Annotated in this window: 21 protein-coding genes; 17 read left to right on the forward strand and 4 right to left on the reverse strand. The window is 75.3% G+C overall.

Going from position 1 to position 18,582, the window contains the following annotated elements; genetic code table 11:
* Nucleotides 1–48 precede the first annotated feature (48 nt).
* The 3 genes from JKP76_RS06440 to JKP76_RS06445 are packed head-to-tail and all read left to right on the forward strand — an operon-like array spanning nucleotide 49 to nucleotide 1,747.
* Complete coding sequence (locus JKP76_RS06440; RefSeq protein WP_242471204.1) at nucleotides 49–879, forward strand: alcohol dehydrogenase catalytic domain-containing protein; 831 nt, start codon at nucleotides 49–51, stop codon at nucleotides 877–879.
* Entirely contained in the window at nucleotides 876–1,142 is a 267-nt protein-coding gene (locus JKP76_RS20540; RefSeq protein ID WP_242471205.1) for a hypothetical protein, read from the forward strand. The genes JKP76_RS06440 and JKP76_RS20540 overlap by 4 nt, the downstream gene beginning before the upstream one ends.
* Nucleotides 1,139–1,747 carry an MBL fold metallo-hydrolase gene (locus JKP76_RS06445; RefSeq protein ID WP_200490030.1) on the forward strand — a complete coding sequence of 203 codons (609 nt, stop codon included), beginning with the start codon at nucleotides 1,139–1,141 and terminating at the stop codon, nucleotides 1,745–1,747. Before JKP76_RS20540 ends, JKP76_RS06445 begins: the two co-directional genes overlap by 4 nt.
* A 34-nt stretch (nucleotides 1,748–1,781) precedes the next feature.
* Here JKP76_RS06445 and JKP76_RS06450 read toward each other — a convergent pair whose 3' ends face one another.
* Complete coding sequence (locus JKP76_RS06450; protein WP_309229944.1) at nucleotides 1,782–2,441, reverse strand: DUF5701 family protein; 660 nt, start codon at nucleotides 2,439–2,441, stop codon at nucleotides 1,782–1,784.
* A gap of 164 nt (nucleotides 2,442–2,605) precedes the next feature.
* Between JKP76_RS06450 and purF the strand changes: the two genes are divergently transcribed.
* Both purF and purM read left to right on the forward strand, forming a co-directional pair.
* Nucleotides 2,606–4,144 carry an amidophosphoribosyltransferase gene (gene purF, locus JKP76_RS06455; protein WP_200490031.1) on the forward strand — a complete coding sequence of 513 codons (1,539 nt, stop codon included), beginning with the start codon at nucleotides 2,606–2,608 and terminating at the stop codon, nucleotides 4,142–4,144.
* Nucleotides 4,141–5,208, forward strand: a complete 1,068-nt coding sequence (gene purM, locus JKP76_RS06460) for a phosphoribosylformylglycinamidine cyclo-ligase (RefSeq protein WP_200490032.1) — start codon at nucleotides 4,141–4,143, stop codon at nucleotides 5,206–5,208. Before purF ends, purM begins: the two co-directional genes overlap by 4 nt.
* A 149-nt stretch (nucleotides 5,209–5,357) precedes the next feature.
* Here purM and JKP76_RS06465 read toward each other — a convergent pair whose 3' ends face one another.
* Nucleotides 5,358–5,588: a DUF3073 domain-containing protein gene (locus JKP76_RS06465; protein WP_200490033.1), complete on the reverse strand. Its 231-nt coding sequence runs from the start codon at nucleotides 5,586–5,588 to the stop codon at nucleotides 5,358–5,360.
* Nucleotides 5,589–5,750: 162 nt separating this feature from the next.
* The gene (locus JKP76_RS06470; RefSeq protein ID WP_200490034.1) at nucleotides 5,751–6,815 is read right to left on the reverse strand and encodes a Glu/Leu/Phe/Val dehydrogenase; all 1,065 of its coding nucleotides are present in this window, start codon (nucleotides 6,813–6,815) and stop codon (nucleotides 5,751–5,753) included.
* A gap of 153 nt (nucleotides 6,816–6,968) precedes the next feature.
* Here JKP76_RS06470 and JKP76_RS06475 point away from each other — a divergent pair, with 153 nt between their 5' ends.
* The 10 genes from JKP76_RS06475 to JKP76_RS06510 all read left to right on the forward strand — a co-directional run bounded on the left by JKP76_RS06475 (nucleotide 6,969) and on the right by JKP76_RS06510 (nucleotide 16,139).
* Complete coding sequence (locus tag JKP76_RS06475) at nucleotides 6,969–7,955, forward strand: sugar ABC transporter substrate-binding protein (protein WP_200490035.1); 987 nt, start codon at nucleotides 6,969–6,971, stop codon at nucleotides 7,953–7,955.
* 23 nt (nucleotides 7,956–7,978) lie between these two features.
* Nucleotides 7,979–8,443, forward strand: coding sequence for a hypothetical protein (locus tag JKP76_RS20545; RefSeq protein WP_242471206.1), 465 nt, complete (start codon nucleotides 7,979–7,981; stop codon nucleotides 8,441–8,443).
* A complete protein-coding gene (locus tag JKP76_RS06480; RefSeq protein WP_242471599.1) occupies nucleotides 8,353–9,039 on the forward strand; it encodes an ABC transporter permease in 687 nt (228 codons plus the stop codon). Before JKP76_RS20545 ends, JKP76_RS06480 begins: the two co-directional genes overlap by 91 nt.
* Nucleotides 9,036–9,818 (forward strand): ATP-binding cassette domain-containing protein, encoded by a 783-nt coding sequence (locus tag JKP76_RS06485; protein ID WP_200490036.1) that lies wholly within the window; start codon nucleotides 9,036–9,038, stop codon nucleotides 9,816–9,818. Before JKP76_RS06480 ends, JKP76_RS06485 begins: the two co-directional genes overlap by 4 nt.
* A 148-nt stretch (nucleotides 9,819–9,966) precedes the next feature.
* The gene (locus tag JKP76_RS06490; protein WP_200490037.1) at nucleotides 9,967–11,286 is read left to right on the forward strand and encodes a peptidoglycan DD-metalloendopeptidase family protein; all 1,320 of its coding nucleotides are present in this window, start codon (nucleotides 9,967–9,969) and stop codon (nucleotides 11,284–11,286) included.
* 106 nt (nucleotides 11,287–11,392) lie between these two features.
* The gene (locus JKP76_RS20550; protein WP_309232865.1) at nucleotides 11,393–11,977 is read left to right on the forward strand and encodes an MBL fold metallo-hydrolase; all 585 of its coding nucleotides are present in this window, start codon (nucleotides 11,393–11,395) and stop codon (nucleotides 11,975–11,977) included.
* Nucleotides 11,916–12,263, forward strand: coding sequence for a hypothetical protein (locus tag JKP76_RS23330; protein ID WP_309229940.1), 348 nt, complete (start codon nucleotides 11,916–11,918; stop codon nucleotides 12,261–12,263). The genes JKP76_RS20550 and JKP76_RS23330 overlap by 62 nt, the downstream gene beginning before the upstream one ends.
* Nucleotides 12,260–13,573, forward strand: coding sequence for a class I adenylate-forming enzyme family protein (locus JKP76_RS06500; RefSeq protein ID WP_200490038.1), 1,314 nt, complete (start codon nucleotides 12,260–12,262; stop codon nucleotides 13,571–13,573). Before JKP76_RS23330 ends, JKP76_RS06500 begins: the two co-directional genes overlap by 4 nt.
* A gap of 17 nt (nucleotides 13,574–13,590) precedes the next feature.
* Complete coding sequence (mftG, locus tag JKP76_RS06505; protein ID WP_200490039.1) at nucleotides 13,591–15,084, forward strand: mycofactocin system GMC family oxidoreductase MftG; 1,494 nt, start codon at nucleotides 13,591–13,593, stop codon at nucleotides 15,082–15,084.
* Nucleotides 15,085–15,338: 254 nt separating this feature from the next.
* Nucleotides 15,339–16,139 carry a phosphotriesterase-related protein gene (locus tag JKP76_RS06510; RefSeq protein ID WP_309232866.1) on the forward strand — a complete coding sequence of 267 codons (801 nt, stop codon included), beginning with the start codon at nucleotides 15,339–15,341 and terminating at the stop codon, nucleotides 16,137–16,139.
* A 58-nt stretch (nucleotides 16,140–16,197) separates the two neighbouring features.
* Here the strand turns inward: JKP76_RS06510 and JKP76_RS06515 are convergent, their stop codons facing one another.
* Nucleotides 16,198–16,449: a hypothetical protein gene (locus JKP76_RS06515; RefSeq protein WP_309229939.1), complete on the reverse strand. Its 252-nt coding sequence runs from the start codon at nucleotides 16,447–16,449 to the stop codon at nucleotides 16,198–16,200.
* 214 nt (nucleotides 16,450–16,663) lie between these two features.
* Between JKP76_RS06515 and JKP76_RS06520 the strand changes: the two genes are divergently transcribed.
* Complete coding sequence (locus tag JKP76_RS06520; protein WP_200490040.1) at nucleotides 16,664–17,350, forward strand: phosphodiesterase; 687 nt, start codon at nucleotides 16,664–16,666, stop codon at nucleotides 17,348–17,350.
* A 166-nt stretch (nucleotides 17,351–17,516) separates the two neighbouring features.
* Nucleotides 17,517–18,545 carry a glycosyltransferase gene (locus tag JKP76_RS06525; protein ID WP_200491305.1) on the forward strand — a complete coding sequence of 343 codons (1,029 nt, stop codon included), beginning with the start codon at nucleotides 17,517–17,519 and terminating at the stop codon, nucleotides 18,543–18,545.
* The last annotated feature ends 37 nt before the right edge of the window (nucleotides 18,546–18,582 follow it).

Here is an 18,582-nt window from a genome sequence, read left to right on the forward strand (position 1 = left end):
CCGCCGACCCGGCCGGTGGTGGGCGGGCCCCCGGCCTAGGCTCGGGGCATGGGTTACGAGGTGAAGGGCGTCGTCGCCCGCAGCAAGGGTGCACCGGTCACGATCGAGACGATCCTGGTCCCCGACCCGGGCCCGGGCGAGGCCGTCGTCGACATCCAGGCGTGCGGGGTCTGCCACACCGACCTGCACTATCGCGAGGGCGGCATCAACGACGACTACCCGTTCCTGCTCGGTCACGAGGCGGCCGGCACGGTCGCCGCGGTCGGCGAGGGCGTCACGAACGTGGCCGTCGGCGACTACGTCGTCCTCAATTGGCGCGCGGTCTGCGGGCAGTGCCGCGCCTGCCTCAAGGGCGAGCCGAAGTACTGCTTCGCCACCCACAACGCCGCGCAGAAGATGACGCTGGCCGACGGCACCGAGCTCTCCCCGGCACTGGGCATCGGCGCCTTCGCCGAGAAGACCCTGGTCCACTCCGGGCAGTGCACGAAGGTCGACCCGGCCGCGAAGCCGGAGGCCGCGGGCCTGCTCGGCTGCGGCGTCATGGCCGGCGTCGGTGCGGCGATCAACACCGGCGCGGTGCAGCGCGGCGAGAGCGTGGCCGTCTTCGGCTGCGGCGGCGTCGGTGACGCCGCGATCGCCGGCGCCAAGCTGGCCGGGGCGACGACGATCATCGCCGTCGACATCTCCGACACCAAGCTCGAGTGGGCGACGACGTTCGGCGCCACCCACACGGTCAACTCCAAGGAGACCGACGCGGTCGAGGCGATCAAGGCCCTCACCGGCGGGTTCGGGGTCGACGTCGCGCGATCGACGCGGTCGGCCACCCCGCCGTCTTCGAGCAGGCCTTCTACGCCCGCGACCTGGCCGGACGGGTCGTGATGGTCGGCGTCCCCACGCCGGACATGGAGATCACGCTCCCGGCGATCGAGATCTTCGGCCGGGGTGGGGCGATCAAGTCCTCCTGGTACGGCGACTGCCTCCCCAGCCGCGACTTCCCGATGCTGGTCGACCTCTACCTGCAGGGCCGCTTCGACCTCGACGCCTTCGTCTCGGAGACGATCGGGCTGGAGGACGTCGAGGAGGCGTTCGAGAAGATGCACAAGGGCGAGGTCCTGCGCAGCGTCGTGGTGTTCGGCAAGTGACCGCGCGGATCGAGAAGGTCGTCGTCAGCGGCGTCTTCAGCCTCGACGGCCAGGACTTCGACGTCGACAACAACGTCTGGCTGGTCGGGGACGACGCCGAGGTGCTGGTGATCGACGCCCCGCACGACGCCGCCCCGATCGTCGAGGCGATCGCGGGCCGCCGGGTCACCGCGATCGTGCTGACCCACGGGCACAACGACCACATCACCGCCGCGCCCGCGCTCCGCGAGGCCACGGGCGCGGAGATCTGGTTCAACCCGGCCGACCGGATGCTCTGGGACATGACCCACGCCGACACGGCCCCCGACCGGGAGCTGGTCGCCGGCACCCGGTTCACCGTCGCCGAGACGACGCTGACCGCCCTGCACACGCCGGGTCACTCGCCGGGCAGCACCTGCCTGCACGCTCCGGACCTGGCCACGGTGTTCACCGGCGACACGCTGTTCTGCGGCGGGCCGGGCGCCACGGGCCGCTCGTTCAGCGACCACCCGACGATCCTGGACTCCATCCGCTCGCAGCTGTTCAGCCTGCACGGCGACACGGTGGTCAGGACCGGCCACGGCGACGACACCACCATCGCCGCGGAGCTCCGCACCATCGGCTGACCTCCCCGAGGGGCAGACATAGCCATGTCTGCCCCTAGGGGAGGGGCGTCCGCGTGGCGGCGGAGGCGAAGCCGAGCCAGGTGTGCCGGTTGCCCGCCCAGCACCAGCCCACCTTCGGCGCCCCGCGGCGGGCCCGCCCGTCCCGGCCGGTGCCGCCGCTGATCCACAGCGCCGGCGTCCGGGAGTCCGGCCGCCCGCTGGGCCGCCGCATCCGGGAGCCGATCGTCATGAAGCAGTTGTTCGGCTCCAGCACGTCCGGGCACTGGAGCAGCCAGGCGATGCCCTCGCCCAGCGTGAGCGGCGTGCGCCCGGCGTCGAGGAGCACGGGCAGCGCCTCGTCGGGGCTGCGGTTGGCCAGCGCGTCCCCGCGGTCGAGCCCGGTCACGGCGTAGACCGGCCCGTCCGGGACGACGACGCCGGGGATCGGCGCGAAGGCGTCGACGTCGGTCATGTCCTCGACGACGAACCCCGGCTTGCCGTCCCGCTCGAGCAGCGGGGCCAGGGCCGAGGCCGGCGCCAGCGCGGGCGAGACGACGAGCAGCGCGCCGTCGTCGGCGGCGCGGGCGGCGTCCTGCAGCGCGGCGGCGGGCAGCCCGGCGCGCTCGTGCACGCCGAGGGCGACCAGCCGCTCGGCCTGGTGAGCGGGGGAGGGCAGGGTCCGGGCGACGGGAGAGACAGGGGCGGCGGCGGGCACGGCAGACCTCCGGACGGCGACTGCGGACTCCGGTCAACGCGCACATCCCGCGACGGGTTCCCGGCCTGCGACGCGGGCGATGAGCTGGCCGAACACGCCGGAGGGTGACTGGTTGCACTGCTCCCGGGCTGGGCATCGGCGCGCGCGCCGGTACGGTGGACCCCGTGCCTCGCGGTGATGGACGGCTCACGCACGACCTCGACCCCCACTCTCCCGGACCCCAGGACGCCTGCGGCGTCTTCGGCGTCTGGGCGCCGGGTGAAGAGGTCGCGAAGCTGACCTATTTCGGCCTGTACGCCCTCCAGCACCGCGGTCAGGAGGCGGCCGGCATCGCGGTGTCCGACGGCACGTCCGTCGTCGTCTATAAGGACCTCGGGCTGGTCAGCCAGGTCTTCGACGAGGCCACCCTGGGCAGCCTGCGCGGCCACCAGGCGGTCGGCCACACCCGGTACTCGACGACCGGCGCCTCCACCTGGGAGAACGCCCAGCCGACGTTCCGCACCACCGAGGCCGGCACCGGCCTGGCGCTGTGCCACAACGGCAACCTGGTGAACACCGCCGAGCTCGCCGTCAAGGCGGCCGACGCCGGTGTGCCCGGGGCGTTCGTCGCCACGAACGACTCCGACCTGGTCACCGCGCTCATCGCCGCCCGGCCCGACCTCTCGGTCGAGGCCGCCGCGATGGAGGTGCTGCCCCAGCTGCGCGGCGCCTTCAGCCTCACCTTCATGGACGAGGACACGCTCTACGCCGCCCGCGACCCGCAGGGCGTCCGCCCGCTGGTGCTGGGCCGGCTCGAGCGCGGCTGGGTGGTCGCCAGCGAGACCGCGGCGCTGGACATCGTGGGCGCCTCGGTGGTCCGCGAGGTCGAGCCCGGCGAGCTCATCGCGATCGACGAGAACGGGCTGCGCAGCCAGCACTTCGCGCCGGCCCAGCCCAAGGGCTGCGTCTTCGAGTACGTCTACCTGGCGCGCCCGGACACCACGATCTCCGGCCGCGGCGTGCACGCCGCCCGCGTCGAGATCGGCCGCCGGCTGGCCAAGGAGCACCCGGTCGAGGCCGACCTGGTCATCCCCGTCCCGGAGTCGGGGACGCCGGCCGCCGTCGGCTACGCGCAGGCCTCGGGCATCCCCTACGGCCTCGGGCTGGTCAAGAACTCCTACGTCGGGCGCACCTTCATCCAGCCGTCCCAGACGATCCGGCAGCTGGGCATCCGGCTGAAGCTCAACCCGCTGCGCGACGTCATCCGCGGCAAGCGGCTGGTCGTCGTGGACGACTCGATCGTCCGCGGCAACACCCAGCGGGCGCTGGTCCGCATGCTGCGCGAGGCCGGCGCGGTCGAGGTGCACGTCCGCATCGCCTCGCCGCCGGTCAAGTGGCCGTGCTTCTACGGCATCGACTTCGCCAGCCCCGCCGAGCTGGTCGCCAACGGTTTGGACCTCGACGGCGTGCGCGCCTCGATCAACGCCGACTCGCTGGGCTACGTCTCCGAGCAGGGCCTCATCGCCGCCACCGAGCAGCCCGCGAACCGGCTGTGCACCGCCTGCTTCACCGGGAAGTACCCGATCCCGCTGGAGCAGCCCGAGGTGCTGGGCAAGCACGTGCTCGAGGGCCTGGAGAACCGCGCGCTGACCGGCTGGACGGGGCAGCAGGCCGGCAGCGCGACGGTGCCGGGCGGCGCCGAGGACGCTCTGCTGCGGCCGTGAGCTCAGCCGAGGAGTTCACCTACGCCGCGTCCGGCGTCGACATCGACGCCGGCGAGCGCGCGGTCACGCTGATGAAGTCCGCGGTCGCCCGCACGAACCGGCCCGAGGTGGTCGGCGGCCTGGGCGGCTTCGCCGGGCTGTTCGCGCTGGACACCGCGAAGTACCGCAGGCCCCTGCTGGCGTCCTCCACCGACGGCGTCGGCACGAAGATCGCCCTCGCCCGCCAGCTGGACCGGCACGACACCGTGGGCATCGACCTGGTCGCCATGGTCGTCGACGACCTGGTCGCCTGCGGCGCCGAGCCGCTGTTCCTCCAGGACTACGTGGCCTGCGGCAAGGTCGTCCCCGAGCGGATCGCCGCGATCGTCACCGGCATCGCGGCCGGCTGCACGCTGGCCGGCGCCGCGCTGGTCGGCGGGGAGACCGCCGAGCACGGCGACCTGATGGACGCCGACGAGTACGACCTCGCCGCCACCGCGGTGGGCGTGGTCGAGGCCGACGCCGTCCTCGGGCCGGAGCGGGTCCGCGCCGGTGACGCCGTCGTCGCCATGGCCTCGTCGGGCTTCCACTCCAACGGCTACTCGCTGGTCCGCCGCGTGGTGAGCGCCGCCGGGCTGGACCTGCACGCCACCCCCGCCGGGCTGGCCCGCCCGCTGGGCGAGGAGCTGCTCGAGCCGACCCGCATCTACGCCCTCGACTGCCTCGCCCTGGTCGCCGCGCACGGCGTCGAGAACGTGCACGCCTACGCGCACATCACCGGCGGCGGGCTGGCGGGCAACACCGCCCGCGTCGTGCCCGACGGCCTGGAGGCGGTGCTCGACCGGGGCACCTGGGCGCTGCCCGCCGCGGTGCGGCTGATGGAGGAGCACGGCGTCCCGCGCACCGAGTCCGAGCGCGCCTTCAACTGCGGCGTCGGCATGGTCGCCGCCGTCGCCCCCGAGATCGCCGACGACGTCGTCGCCCGGCTCACCGCAGCGGGTGTGCCGGCGTGGGTGGCCGGCAGCCTGCAGGAGCGGGCCGACGAGAGCGCCCCGGCCGCGCGCCTGGTGGGCACCTACCGCTGAGCCCCCGGGGACTTTCTGTACCGAAAGTCCGGTCAGGCGGGGGACTTTCGGTACCGAAAGTCCCCTGGACGGCGGCGCGCGCGAAGGCACCGCCTCACCCGGGGGTGAGACGGTGCCCCGTGCCGGACGGTCGGGTCAGCGTCGCCGCGTCAGCGGGTGGCTGCCCAGTCGTCGCCCGAGTCGTCGTCCGCCCAGCGGTCGGCGTACTCGTCGTCGTCCTCGTCGTCGTCGTCCGCCGCCGCGCTGGGCGCGGTGTAGGTGGACGACGAACCAGAACCGGCCAACTCCCGCTGGAGAGCGGTGAGGTCGGTGTTCGGTGAGCTGTACTTGAGCTCACGGGCCACGCGTGTCTGCTTGGCCTTCGCTCGGCCGCGCCCCATCGGCTCGACCCCCTCGCTACGGAGTGCGGGCGTCCAGCCCGTGGGCTTGACGGCCCGCGTGGCGACCCCGGCTGAGTGACTATGTCTGGGCCAACATTACGACACGGATCCCGGCAGGGCACACGTCCCCTCCTCGACCGTGTGAACGGCGCGTCCGGGCGCTCAGCGGGGCAGCCGGATGGTGGCCAGCCGGCCCACCGAGCCGATCCGCTCCTCGGCCAGCCGGTCGGCCGCCACGGCGGGGGAGACGCCGTCGGCGTCGGCGGTGCGGAACACCCGGGCGGCGACGTCGAAGATGCCGGCGGCCCGCGCCCGGGCGCGCTCGAACGAGAAGCCGTGCCGCTCGTCCTCGACCTGGATGACGCCGCCGGCGTTCACCAGGTAGTCAGGGGCGTAGAGGATGCCGCGGGCGACCAGGTCGTCGGCGATCCGCGGGGCGGCCAGCTGGTTGTTGGCGCCGCCGCAGACGATCCGCGCGGGCAGCGTGGCCACGGTCGCGGCGTCCAGCGCCCCGCCCAGCGCGCACGGCGCGTAGACGTCGTGCGGCGTGCCGATGAGCGCGGCGGTGTCGGCGACCACCCGCACCGCGGGGTGCCGGGCGGTCACCCGCTCGACCGCCGCCGGGTCGACGTCGGTGACCACGAGCTCGGCGCCGTCGGCCACCAGCAGGTCGACCAGCTCCGAGCCGACCTTGCCGACGCCGGCCACCGCGACCGTGCGCCCGGCCAGCGACGGCGCGCCCCAGCAGTGCTCGGCGGCGGCGCGCATGCCCTGGAAGACGCCGTAGGCGGTGAGCACGGAGGAGTCGCCGCAGCCGCCGTAGGCCAGCGACCGGCCGTGGGCGAACCGGGTCTCCCGGGCCACGACGTCGAGGTCGGCGTTGAACGTGCCGACGTCGCAGGCGGTGAGGTACCGGCCGCCGAGGGCCTCGACGAAGCGGCCGTAGGCGCGCAGCAGCGCCTCGCTCTTGTCCGTCCGGGGATTGCCGATGATCACCGCCTTGCCGCCGCCGAGGTCCAGGCCCGCCAGGCTGTTCTTGTAGGACATGGCCCGCGACAGCCGCAGCGCGTCGGCGACGGCGTCGTCCTCGCTCGCGTACGGGTAGAAGCGGGTGCCGCCCAGCGCGGGGCCCAGCGCGGTCGAGTGGATCGCGATGACGGCCCGCAGGCCGGACTCCCGGTCGCTGCAGAAGACGACCTGCTCGTGGCCGGAGCCCAGAATGTCCACGGCGCGAGGGTAGAACCCCTGCACCCGGCCCCGGGGCGTCGCACCGGCCGGGCAGCACCGGCGGCGTACGGGCAGGCATCATGTCCCGTTGGACACCCGGCGGAGGTCAGCGCTGCGCCCCCGAGCCGCACCGTGGCACACAGGAGGACTCCCATGCCCGCACCCAGGCGACTGCTCGCGTTCGCGCTGGCCGCACCGCTGCTGCTCGCGTCGTGCACGACGGACGGCGGCGACAACGGGGGCGGCGGGTCCGCGGACGCCGGCGGCGGGGGCGGGGACGGCGACCTCACCATCACCGTGGTCACGCACGGCTCGGCCGGTGACGCCTTCTGGGACGTCGTGCAGAACGGCGCCGAGGCCGCGGGCGAGGACCTCGGCGTGGACGTCGACTACCAGAGCGACGGCGACCCGCAGCGCCAGGCGCAGCTCATCGACGCCGCCGTGAACCAGGGCGTCGACGGCATCGTGGTCTCGATGGCCAACCCGGACGCCCTCCAGGAGTCGGTCGAGGCCGCGGTCTCCGCCGGCATCCCGGTGGTCACCATCAACTCGGGCGGGGACCGCTCGGCCGAGTTCGGCGCCATCGGCCACGTCGGCCAGGACGAGACGATCGCCGGCGAGGGCGCCGGCCGCGAGCTCGCCGCCGACGGCGCGCGCAACGTGCTGTGCGTCATCCACGAGGCGGGCAACATCGGCCACGAGCAGCGCTGCGCCGGTGCGGCCACCGGCCTGGGCGCCACGGTCACCCCGCTGCAGGTGGACATCAACGACCTCACCGGCGCGCAGTCGACGATCACCTCGCAGCTGCAGAGCGACCCCACGATCGACGCGGTGCTGGCGCTGAACTCCGCCGTCGCCGCGGTGGCCGTCGAGTCGGCGCAGGACGCCGGTTCCGACGCCAGCATCGCCACCTTCGACCTCAACCAGGACGTCATCACCGGCATCCAGGACGGCTCGATCGCCTTCGCCGTCGACCAGCAGCAGTTCGAACAGGGCTACCTGCCGATCGTGATGCTCAAGCTCTACGCCGAGAACCTCAACACCGTCGGCGGCGGTCAGCCGGTGCTCACCGGTCCCGGGATCGTCGACGCCACGAACGTCGACGAGATCGCCGACCTGGCCTCGGCCGGCACGCGCTGAGCACCGCGGGAGCACCGCTCCCGGTGGGCACCGGGGACGCGGGCGAGCCGTCGACGCGGCGGGCCGACGAGCGGCTGAGCGCCGTCGGCCCGCTGCGCCGGCTGCTGGTCAAGCCCGAGCTCGGCGCGCTGGTCGGCGCTGTCGCGGTGTTCGCGTTCTTCGCCGTCCAGTCCGAGGTCTTCCGCTCGGCCCGCGGCATCGCCAACTGGCTCGACCCGGCCTCGACGCTGGGCATCATGGCGGTGGCGGTCGCCCTGCTGATGATCGGCGGGCACTTCGACCTCTCGGCCGGCGTCATGACCGGGACGACGGCGCTCACCGTCGCGATCGTCGCCGTCGAGTTCGAGCGCAGAACATCTGGGTGGCGATCGGCGTCTCGCTCGTCGTCGCCCTGCTGCTGGGCTTCTTCAACGGCTGGCTGGTCACCCGCACCGGCCTGCCCAGCTTCATCATCACGCTGGGCACCTTCCTCATGCTCCAGGGCCTGAACCTGGGCCTGACGAAGTTCCTCACCGGCACGGTCACCGCCAGCGGGCTCGCCGCGGCCCCCGGGTACGGGAGCGCCGAGTGGGTCTTCGCCTCGCGCATGACGATCTTCGGCGCCGAGGTCCGCGTCGCCGTGCTGTGGTGGCTGCTGTTCACCGCCCTGGCCAGCTGGGTCCTGCTGCGCACCCGCTTCGGCAACTGGGTGTTCGCCACCGGCGGCGACGAGGTCGCCGCGCGCAACGTCGGCGTCCCGGCCCGGCGCACGACGATCACGCTGTTCATGACGACGGCGACGGCGGCCTGGTTCGTCGGGACGACGCTGGCCGTGCGGCTCACCTCGGTGCAGGCCAACACCGGCACCGGCCAGGAGCTGATCTACATCGTCGCCGCGGTCATCGGCGGCTGCCTACTCACCGGCGGCTTCGGCTCGGCCATCGGCGCCTCGCTCGGGGCGCTGATCTTCGGCATGACCCAGCTGGGCATCCCGTACCTGCGCTGGAACGCCGACTGGTTCTACTTCTTCCTGGGGGCCATGTTGCTGCTCGCGGTGCTGGCCAACCGGCTGGTCCGGCGGTACGCCGAGGCGGCGCGCAGATGACCGCCCCCCTGCTGGAACTCCGCGACGTCGGCAAGGACTACGGCTCGGTCATCGCCCTGGACGGCATCAGCACCACGGTGCGCGCCGGCGAGGTCACCTGTGTGCTGGGCGACAACGGCGCCGGCAAGTCCACGCTGATCAAGATCCTGTCGGGCGTGCACCGGGCGGACCGCGGGCAGCTGCTGCTGGACGGGCAGCCGACGGCGTTCGGGTCGCCGCGCGAGGCGCTGGACGCCGGGATCGCGACGGTCTACCAGGACCTGGCGATGATCCCGCTGATGGCGATCTGGCGGAACTTCTTCCTCGGCGCCGAGCCCACCCGCGGGTGGGGCCCGTTCCGGCGGTTCGACGCCGCGCGGGCGAAGGAGACCACCCGTCGCGAGCTGGCGGCGATGGGCATCGACATCCGCGACCCCGACCAGCCGGTCGGCACGCTGTCCGGCGGCGAGCGGCAGTCGGTGGCGATCGCCCGGGCGGTGCACTTCGGGGCGCGGGTGCTGATCCTCGACGAGCCGACGTCCGCCCTCGGCGTCAAGCAGGCCGGTGTCGTGCTGCGGTACGTCGCCCAGGCGCGCGACCGCGGCGTGGGCGTCGTGCTGATCACCCACAACCCGCACCACGCCCACCCGGTGGGGGACCGCTTCCTCGTGCTCAACCGCGGGCGCAGCCTGGGCGAGTTCGCCAAGGCCGACGTGAGCCGCGAGGAGCTGACCCGGCTGATGGCCGGCGGGGCGGAGCTGGACCAGCTGGCGCACGAGCTCGAGCGCCCGTCGACCTGATCGAGTCGACATACCGACGGCTGCGGAACGGTCGCTGACCGAACTTCCCGCGGCGCGTCAGATGGTGCGCGTGTTGCCTTTGTGACTGGCGGTGACGCTGCGACTCTCCTCGGGCACGTCGCCCTTTCCCCTTCCCCGGGAGCCAGTCATGTTCCACCGCCGTCCGCCGCACCCGGCGTCCGCGCGCCTCCGCGCCACGCTGGTGGCGCTCGCGGCGGGGACGGTGCTCGTGGTCACCGCCACGCCCGCCCTCGCCGTCCCCCCGCCGCCGCCCAACCCGACCGACGGCGAGATCGGCGCCGCCAGGTCGCAGCAGGACGCCGCCGCCGCCGAGGTGGGCCGCATCGCCGGGCTGGTCGCGACCGCCGAGGCCGAGCTCGAGCGCCTCGGCGTGCAGGCCGAGGCGGCCGGCACCGCCTACGAGGCGGCGAACGAGGCCCTCCAGGTCGCGCAGGGCAAGGCCGACGAGGCAGCCGCGCAGCTGCAGGTGGCCGCCGACGCGGTCGCCGCGGCGCAGGCGCGGATCGCGGTGTTCTCCCGGGACAGCTACATGCAGGGCGCGTCGATGAGCACCTCGGCGGTGCTGCTGAGCGCCACCGGCCCCGACGAGCTGATCCAGCGGGCCGCGATGCTGGACTACGTCGGCGCCAACAAGGTCGACGTCCTCGGGGAGATGGAGGTCGCGCGCATCGCGCAGGCCGAGGCCGAGGCCGGTGCCCGGGCCGCCCGCGACGAGATGGCCGCGGCCGAGGAGTCGGCGGCGGCGGCCAAGGCGCAGGCGGACTCGCAGGTCGCCGTCCAGCGCGGCGCCTATGCCGAGATCGAGGCGCAGAAGGACGTCTACCAGGCCCAGCTCGACGCGGCGAACATCGCGCTGCTCGAGCTGCAGGGCGCCCGCAACGCCTACCAGCAGTGGCAGCAGCAGAAGGCGGCCGAGGAGGCCGCGCAGCGGGCGGCGGCCGAGCGCGCGGCGGCCGAGGCGGCCGCCGCGGCGGCCGCGGCCCGGAACGCACCCAGCCGCGGCGGCGGCGGCGCGAGCGCGGGCAGCGGTGGGTCGTCCGCCGGCCCGTACGTGAAGCCGACCTCCGGCCGGGTGTCCAGCTGCTTCGGCACCCGCTGGGGCGCGCTGCACGGTGGCGTGGACATCGCGGCCCCGATCGGCACTCCCATCTACGCGGCCCACTCCGGTGTGGTGCAGCGGGCCGGGACCGCCAGCGGCTTCGGCTACGCGGTGTGGATCCTGGGCGACGACGGCTACGTCACCGTCTACGGCCACGTGAACCAGTACTTCGTGCGCGCCGGGGACCGGGTCCGGGCCGGTGAGGAGATCGCCGAGGTGGGCAACCGGGGCGAGTCCACCGGGCCGCACCTGCACTTCGAGGTGCACCCGCGGGGCGTCATGTACGGCGGGCACGCCGACCCGGTCCCGTGGCTGCGCGCCCGCGGCATCGAGCTCGGCGGCTGCTGACCGCCGTGGGGACGACTGCGGTCCGCCGCTCCGGGGATGGGCGGCGGGCCGCAGTGCTCCGCACGCGGCTGCACGCGGACGCGGCGGCGGGGCTAGCGTGCCTCGCGTGAACGCTCCGGTCGATCCGCGCACCAGCTGGCAGCTCCCGGCGTTCGGCGGGATGCCGATCACCGCCGACCTGGAACCCCTGGTCACCCGCGTGCTGGCGCCCAACCCGGACCGCATGACGCTCGACGGCACCAACACCTACGTGGTCGGCGCGCCGGGCAGCGGCGCGGCGGTGCTGGTCGACCCGGGCCCCGACGACCCGGCGCACCTCGCGGCGGTGGAGGCGGCGCTGGCCGCCCGCGGCGCCCGCGTCGCGGCCGTGCTGGTCACCCACCACCACGGCGACCACGCCGAGGCGGCGCTGCCCTGGGGCGCCCGGTTCGGCGCCCAGGTCATGGCCGGCAGCGGCGACGTCGCCGGCCCCGAGGGGCGGGTGCTCACCGGCGGCGACCGGCTGCGGCTGGCCGGCACCCACGGTGGACGTCGTCCCCACGCCCGGGCACTGCTCGGACCACCTGGCGTTCCGCGTCGAGTCCGGCGCCGTCCTCGTCGGCGACCACGTGCTGGGCCGCGGCACCTCGGTGGTCACGCACCCCGAGGGCGACGTCGTCGCCTACCTGGAGTCGCTGCGCACGGTGCGTGACCTCGGGCCCAGCGCCCTGTACTGCGGGCACGGCCCCGAGCTGACCGAGGACCCCGGCGCGGTTCTGGACTACTACCTGGCGCACCGGGCCTACCGCGAGGCGCAGGTGGTCGCCGCGCTGCAGGGCGGGGCGACGACCGTCGACGAGCTCGTGGCGACCATCTACGCCGAGGTGCCGCGCGAGGTGTGGTTCGCCGCGGCGCAGTCGACGCGGGCGACCCTGGACAAGCTGCGCGCCGAGGGCCGGATCGAGCAGGCCGCCGACGGCACGGTCCGCCCGGCATGACGGTGCCGGTGATCCGCAGCGCGGACAGCGAGCGGGACCAGCGGCGCGCGGCCGCGGCGCTGGCGGCGGCCGGGGTGCGCCGCGGCGACCGGCTGCTCGTCTCGGCGGCGGCCTCCCCGGCGCTGCTCGCCGTCGTCCTCGGGGCGCTGCGGACCGGCATCGTGCCCGTCGTCCTCGATCCCGGCCTGCCGGCCGCGGAGCGCGCCGTCCTGGCCGAGGACGCCGATCCGGCGCTCGACGCCGGCGACGACCCGGCCGCGCTGCTGAGCGGGACGGACGAGGCCGAGCTCGCCGACGTGCCCCTGGCCCGGCCGATGCACTACACGTCGGGCACCACCGGCCGGCGCAAGGGCGTGTGGTCCGGCGTGCTCGCCGACGACGACGCGCGGGCGCTCGCGGCCGAGGAGATCGAGCTCTGGGGCTTCGCCGCGGCCGACCGGCACCTGGTGCTCTCGCCGCTGCACCACAGCGCGCCGCTGCGGTTCGCGATCCACACGCTGCTCGCCGGCGGCGAGGTGCTGCTGCCCGGCCCGTTCGACGTCGAGCGCGCGGCCCGCACGATCACCGAGCTGCGGCCGACCACCACGTTCTGCGTGCCGACCCACCTGCAGCGCCTGCTGGCGCGCGACGACGTCGACTGGACCTCCTTCCGGCGGCTCGTGCACGCCGGCGCGCCCTGCCCCGAGCCGCTCAAGCGGGCAGTGCTCGCGGCGCTCCCCGAGGGCAGCGTGTGGGAGTTCTACGGCTCGACCGAGGCGCAGTTCACCGTCTGCTCGCCCGAGGACTGGCTGGCCCACCCCGGCAGCGTCGGGCGCGCCCGCCCCGGCCGGCGGCTGGAGACCGACGAGCGCGGCCAGCTGTGGTGCGCGGTGCCCCGCTGGGCGCGCTTCGAGTACTGGCGCGCGCCGGAGAAGACGGCGGCGGCCTGGCGCGGCGACCGGGTGACCGTCGGCGACCTCGGCCGGGTGGACGACGACGGCGTGGTGTGGCTCGACGGCCGCCGCGAGGACCTGGTCATCTCCGGCGGGGTGAACGTCTACCCCGCCGAGGTGGAGGCGGTGCTCGACGCGCACCCCGGCGTCGTGGAGAGCGCGGTCTTCGGTGTGCCGGACCCGGACTGGGGCCAGCGCGTGGTCGGCGCCTACGTCGGCGACGCCGACCCCGCCGAGCTGGCCGGCTGGGCGCGGGAGCGGCTGGCGGCCGCCAAGCGGCCCAAGGCGCTGCACCCCGTTCCCGAGCTGCCCCGCACGTCCACGGGCAAGGTGCGCCGGCTGGACCTGCCCGGCGTGCTGGGCCTCGACGGTGCCTGACCCCCGGTAGGGCAGACATGGCCATTTCCGCCCCTGGGGGCGGGCCGGACGTCGTCGTCGTCGGCGCGGGGACGGCGGGCTGCGCGCTGGCCGCCCGGCTCGCCGATGCCGGGCAGCGGGTGCTGCTGCTCGAGGCCGGCCCGGTGCCCCGCGGGCCCGACGAGTGGCCCGCGGAGGTCCGCGACCCGGCCAGCCTGGCCGCCACCGCGAGCGGCCACCCGCTCAACTGGGACCTCCCGGGCCAGGTGGTGCCCGGCCGGGCGGTGCGGGTGCCCCGCGGCCGGATCGCCGGCGGCTCCAGCGCCCTCAACGCGGCGGTGTGGCTGCGTGCCACCCCGGCCGACCTCGACGGCTGGGCCGCCGCCGGCACCCCGCTGTGGTCGCACGCGGCGGTGCTGCCCGCCTTCCGTCGCTCGGAGGCCGACGCCGACTTCGGCAGCGCGCCCGGGCACGGGGCCGACGGGCCGGTGCCGGTCCGCCGGCTGCCCGCCGGACCCGCGGCCGCAGCCTTCGCCGCGGCCGCCGCCGAGCTCGGCTTCGCGGTCGTCGCTGACAAGAACGACGGCGCCGGCACCGGCTACGGGCCGATCCCGTTCAACGTCGACGGCGGCGTCCGGGTCAACGCCGCGATGGCCTACCTCGAGCCGCGCCGCACGCATCCGTACCTCGCCGTGCGCGGGGGCGTCGACGTCCGCCGGGTCCTCGTCGAGCGGGGGCGGGCGGTGGGGGTGCTGACCGACCGCGGGCCGGTCCGGGCGGGCCAGGTCGTGCTCAGCGCGGGCGCCGTCGGCTCGGCGCACCTGCTCCTCGTGTCCGGTCTCGGCCCCGCGGCCGACCTCGCGGCCCTGGGCATCGACGTGCTGGCCGACCTGCCCGTGGGCGCCGCCTCCAGCGACCACCCGCTGGTCTACCTGCCCTACCGGACCGCCCCGGGCCTGACCGAGCCCGCGCTGCCCCTGCACGGCGTCCTGCACGCCCCGGTGCCCGGCGGGGAGGTCGAGGTGCTGCCGTGGCTGCGGCGCTTCGGCGCCGACCCGGAGCCGCTGCTCGGGATCGGGCTCCAGCACCCGGTCGCCCGGGGCCGGCTGACCCTCGATCCCCGGGATCCCGCGGGGCCGCCGCTCCTGGACTACCGCTACCTCGCCGAGGAGGCCGACCGCGGCGGCCTGCGCGAGGGGGTCCGGACCGCCGCCGCGCTGCTCCGCACCGCCGCGGTGGCGGGCACGCTCGGGCCGTCGGCGGCGGTGCCCGACGCGGTGCTGGACGACGACGCCGCCCTGGACGCCTGGATCGCCGCCGGCGTCGGCACCGCGGTGCACCTCTCGGGCACCGCGCCGATGGGTCCCGACGACGAGGCGGGCGCCGTCGTCGACGAGCACCTGCGGGTGCGCGGTGTCGCGGGGCTGCGCGTCGTCGACACCTCGGTGCTCCCGTCGGTGCCCAGCCGGGGGACGGCGGCCACCGCGGTCATGATCGGCGAGCGGGCCGCCGAGCTGCTGACCTCGGGCTGAGCCGGTGGGCGGGGCGCCGGGCCGGTGGGGCAGTGTGAGCGCCGTCACCGCTCGCCCCCAGGAGGAACCCGTGCCGCAGGTCCAGACCGTCCGAGGCCCCGTCGACACCGCCGAGCTCGGCCAGACGCTGATGCACGAGCACGTCTTCACCCTCACCGCCGACGTGCAGCAGAACTACCCCGAGGAGTGGGGCAGCGAGGAGGAGCGGGTCGCCGACGCCGCTCGCGAAGCTGCAGGCGCTGCCCGCCCTCGGCGTGCGGACCATCGTCGATCCGACGGTGATCGGGCTGGGCCGCTACATCCCGCGCATCCAGCGGGTCGCCGAGCAGGTGGACGTGAACATCGTCGTGGCCACCGGTTGCTACACCTACGACGACGTGCCGTTCTTCTTCCACCACCGCGGGCCGGCCCTGAACGCGGCGGTCGGCGCCGAGGTGCCCGACCCGATGGTCGACATGTTCGTGCGTGACATCGAGGAGGGGATCGCCGGCACGGGGGTGCGCGCGGCGTTCCTCAAGTGCGCGATCGACGAGCCGGGCCTCACCCGCGGGGTCGAGCGGGTGATGCGGGCGGTCGCGAAGGCGCACCTCCGCACCGGCGCGCCGATCACGGTGCACACCCACCCGGGCACCCGCACCGGGCTGGACGTCCAGCGGGTGTTCGGCGAGGAGGGCGTGGACCCGGGGAACGTCGTGCTCGGGCACAGCGGGGACAGCACCGACGTCGACCACCTGAGCGCACTGGCCGACGCCGGCTTCGTGCTCGGCATGGACCGGTTCGGGATCAACCTGGCCACGACGTTCGAGGCGCGGGCGGACACCGTGGTGGAGATGTGCCGCCGGGGCTACGCCGAGCGGATGGTGCTCTCCCAGGACGCGTCCTGCTACATCGACTGGATCGACCCGGGTGTCCTGGCGCTGATGCCGCAGTGGCACTACACGCACATCCACGAGGAGGTGCTGCCGTACCTGCGCGAGCACGGGGTCACCGACGCGCAGATCGAGGCGATGCTGGTGACCAACCCGCGGCGCTACTTCGAGGGCGCCGCCGGCTGACCGGATCGTCCCGGCGGCGCGCTGACCGCAGCCGCCGGGACGCCGGAGTCGAGGGGGATCAGCGGGCGGCGGGCAGCTCGCTGGTCGAGGCGCCGGCCATGGGCGTCCACGCATCGGGGTGCGGCCGCCCGGCCTGGGCGACCCAGCTCTCGCCGCGGCTGGGCGCGGCGGGGCGCACGACGGTGGCCGGGCGGGCGCTGAGGCTGACGATGACCGCGAGCAGCACGAGCAGCCCCACGAGGACACCGCCGAGAACCAGGAGCGTCGAGAGCATGAACAGAAAGTAGTGGTGCGGATCGGTCCGTGTCACCGGAGAACGGCGGTCACTTTCCGCCGAAGATGAGTCCCTCGTTGCGCACTATTCGCCCCGCGACCTCGGTCGTCGTCCCGCCCGTCACACAGGTGTGCACAACGGCTGCCGGAGCACCGCCGGGCCACCGTAGCGGGTGCACCGCGGCCGGGGAACGCCGCGCTGCGTGGTCCGGCCGCGGGCGGGTAGGGAGCGCCCGGCGGGAGGAGGGGACGTGGCGGACCTGTCGCGCGGAGCGGGTCGGCTGGTGGCCGTGCCGCTCGCCGCGGTGGCGCGGTGGCGCTCCGGCAAGCCCATGCACCCGCGGGGTGCGGTGTTCGACGCCGTCCTGGAGCGGCAGGGCGGCGAGCCCCCGTGGGGCGTGCCGTTCCTCGACACCCCGGGGCGGGATGACGTCGTCGTCCGGCTCTCCCGCGGCGCCGGGCTCCCCGAGCCGTGGCCGGACCTCCTCGGTCTCGCCGTCCGCCTCGGGGGCGAGGGCGGGCCGCCGGTCGACCTGCTGCTGTCGAGCACCGGGAGCGGCCGGCTGACCCGGGTGGTGCCGGCGCTGCGCCGGGACGCCGCCGCGGCCTACTGCTCGATCATGGCCTACCGCTCGCCCGCCGGGCCCCTGCGCCTCGCGGCGCTGCCCACCACCCGCGGGGTGCCCTCCGATCCCGGACCGGTCGCCGCGGCCGTCCGCCGGGAGCCGCTGGCCTTCGTGCTCGCCGCGGCGCGGGGCCGGGAGGCCTGGCGCCCGTTCGCCCGGCTCGCCCTCGGCGAGCCGGTCCGCCCGCTGGACCCCGAGCTGCGGTTCGACGCCGTCCGCCACCCGCCGCCGGGGCTGGTGCCCGACGGCCCGCTGGCCCGCTTCCGCGCGCCGGCGTACGCCGCCGCCCAGGCCGCCCGCCAGGGGCCCTGACGGGACGGATCCGTCCGCTCACCCGATGGAGTTGGTCACGGATTGGTACCGGGGTGGCAGGGTAGGGGGAGAAGCCGCCCCGCCGGAGACCCTGGCAGGGGCCCTGCCGTCGAGCCCACCGGTCGACGCAGCGCTCGACCGCCCGAGGAGCAGATCCCCGCCCGTGATGTCCGCAGAACCCGCCCCGGGCGCGCCGCCCGGTGGCCCGTCGACCGTGCTCCGCGTCGCCAGCGTGCCGTTCCGCGACCGGTACGTCGACGCCGTGCTGCCGGACGGAGCCGTGCGCGTGGGGGAACCGGGCGAGCCGAGCCGCTGGCTGGACGAGGCCTACCTGACCGACCACGCCGGTGACGTCGACGTCCTGCACCTGCACACCGGGTACGGCCACCTCGGCGTCCGCGAGCTCGAGCACTGGGCGGAGACAGTGCAGCGGCTGGGCGTTCCGCTCGTCGTCACCGTGCACCAGCTGCGCGACGCCACCCAGGGCGTCCGCGCGCGGCACGACGCGCACCTGGCCGCGGTCCTGGGGACGGCGGAGGTGGTGCTGACGCTCACGCCGTCGGCGGCCGACGAGATCGCCGACCGCTACGGGCGGACCTCGATCGTGCTCGCGCACCCGTCGCTGGCGGTCCACGACCCTGAGCTCGGCTCGGAGCGGGGGCTGGTCGGCGTGCGGCTGGGGGCGGCGTCCACGGCCGTCCCGGACCCGGCCGCGGTGGCCCGCGCCGCCGGGTCGGGCGCGGTGTCCGGCGGTGGCCGGCTGCGGGTGCTCGTGCCGGCCGGCTCGGAGGTCGACGAGGGCGTGCGCGCGATGGCGGGGGGCGGCGAGCTGGAGCTCGTCGAGTTCGGTCCCGAGGAGCTGGCCGCCCGGTTGCAGGAGCTGCACGTGGCGGTGCTGCCGGAGCGCTGCGGCACGCACTCGCGCGACCTCGAGGTGTGCCGCGACGTCGGCACCCGCGTGGTGGCGCCGAGCTGCGGCTTCTTCGCCGACCAGTGGTCGGAGGTCGTCACCTACGCCAATGACGAGATCGACGGGCTGGACCCGGTGTCGCTGACCGCCGCGGTCTCCGCCGCGCTGACCCGGCCGATGCCGCGGCCGGCGGACCGGGCGTGGCGGGAGGAGCAGCGCGACGCCGTCCGGCGGGTGCACGCGGAGGTGTACGCCCAGGTGGCGGCGGACCGCAGCTGGGTGTGAGGTCCCGCGGCCGATGACGTGGCGGCGGGGGAAGAGA

The sequence above is a fragment of the Blastococcus sp. TML/C7B genome, from assembly GCF_016612845.1.
Lineage (GTDB): Bacteria > Actinomycetota > Actinomycetes > Mycobacteriales > Geodermatophilaceae > Blastococcus.

Excerpts from the sequence above, each read along its gene's own strand:
- JKP76_RS06440 (WP_242471204.1), top strand. The coding sequence starts at position 49 with ATGGGTTACGAGGTGAAGGGCGTCGTCGCCCGCAGCAAGGGTGCACCG.
- JKP76_RS06465 (WP_200490033.1), bottom strand. The coding sequence starts at position 5,588 with ATGGGGCGCGGCCGAGCGAAGGCCAAGCAGACACGCGTGGCCCGTGAG.
- JKP76_RS06475 (WP_200490035.1), top strand. The coding sequence starts at position 6,969 with ATGCCCGCACCCAGGCGACTGCTCGCGTTCGCGCTGGCCGCACCGCTG.
- JKP76_RS06485 (WP_200490036.1), top strand. The coding sequence starts at position 9,036 with ATGACCGCCCCCCTGCTGGAACTCCGCGACGTCGGCAAGGACTACGGC.
- JKP76_RS06490 (WP_200490037.1), top strand. The coding sequence starts at position 9,967 with ATGTTCCACCGCCGTCCGCCGCACCCGGCGTCCGCGCGCCTCCGCGCC.
- JKP76_RS06500 (WP_200490038.1), top strand. The coding sequence starts at position 12,260 with ATGACGGTGCCGGTGATCCGCAGCGCGGACAGCGAGCGGGACCAGCGG.
- mftG (WP_200490039.1), top strand. The coding sequence starts at position 13,591 with ATGGCCATTTCCGCCCCTGGGGGCGGGCCGGACGTCGTCGTCGTCGGC.
- JKP76_RS06525 (WP_200491305.1), top strand. The coding sequence starts at position 17,517 with ATGTCCGCAGAACCCGCCCCGGGCGCGCCGCCCGGTGGCCCGTCGACC.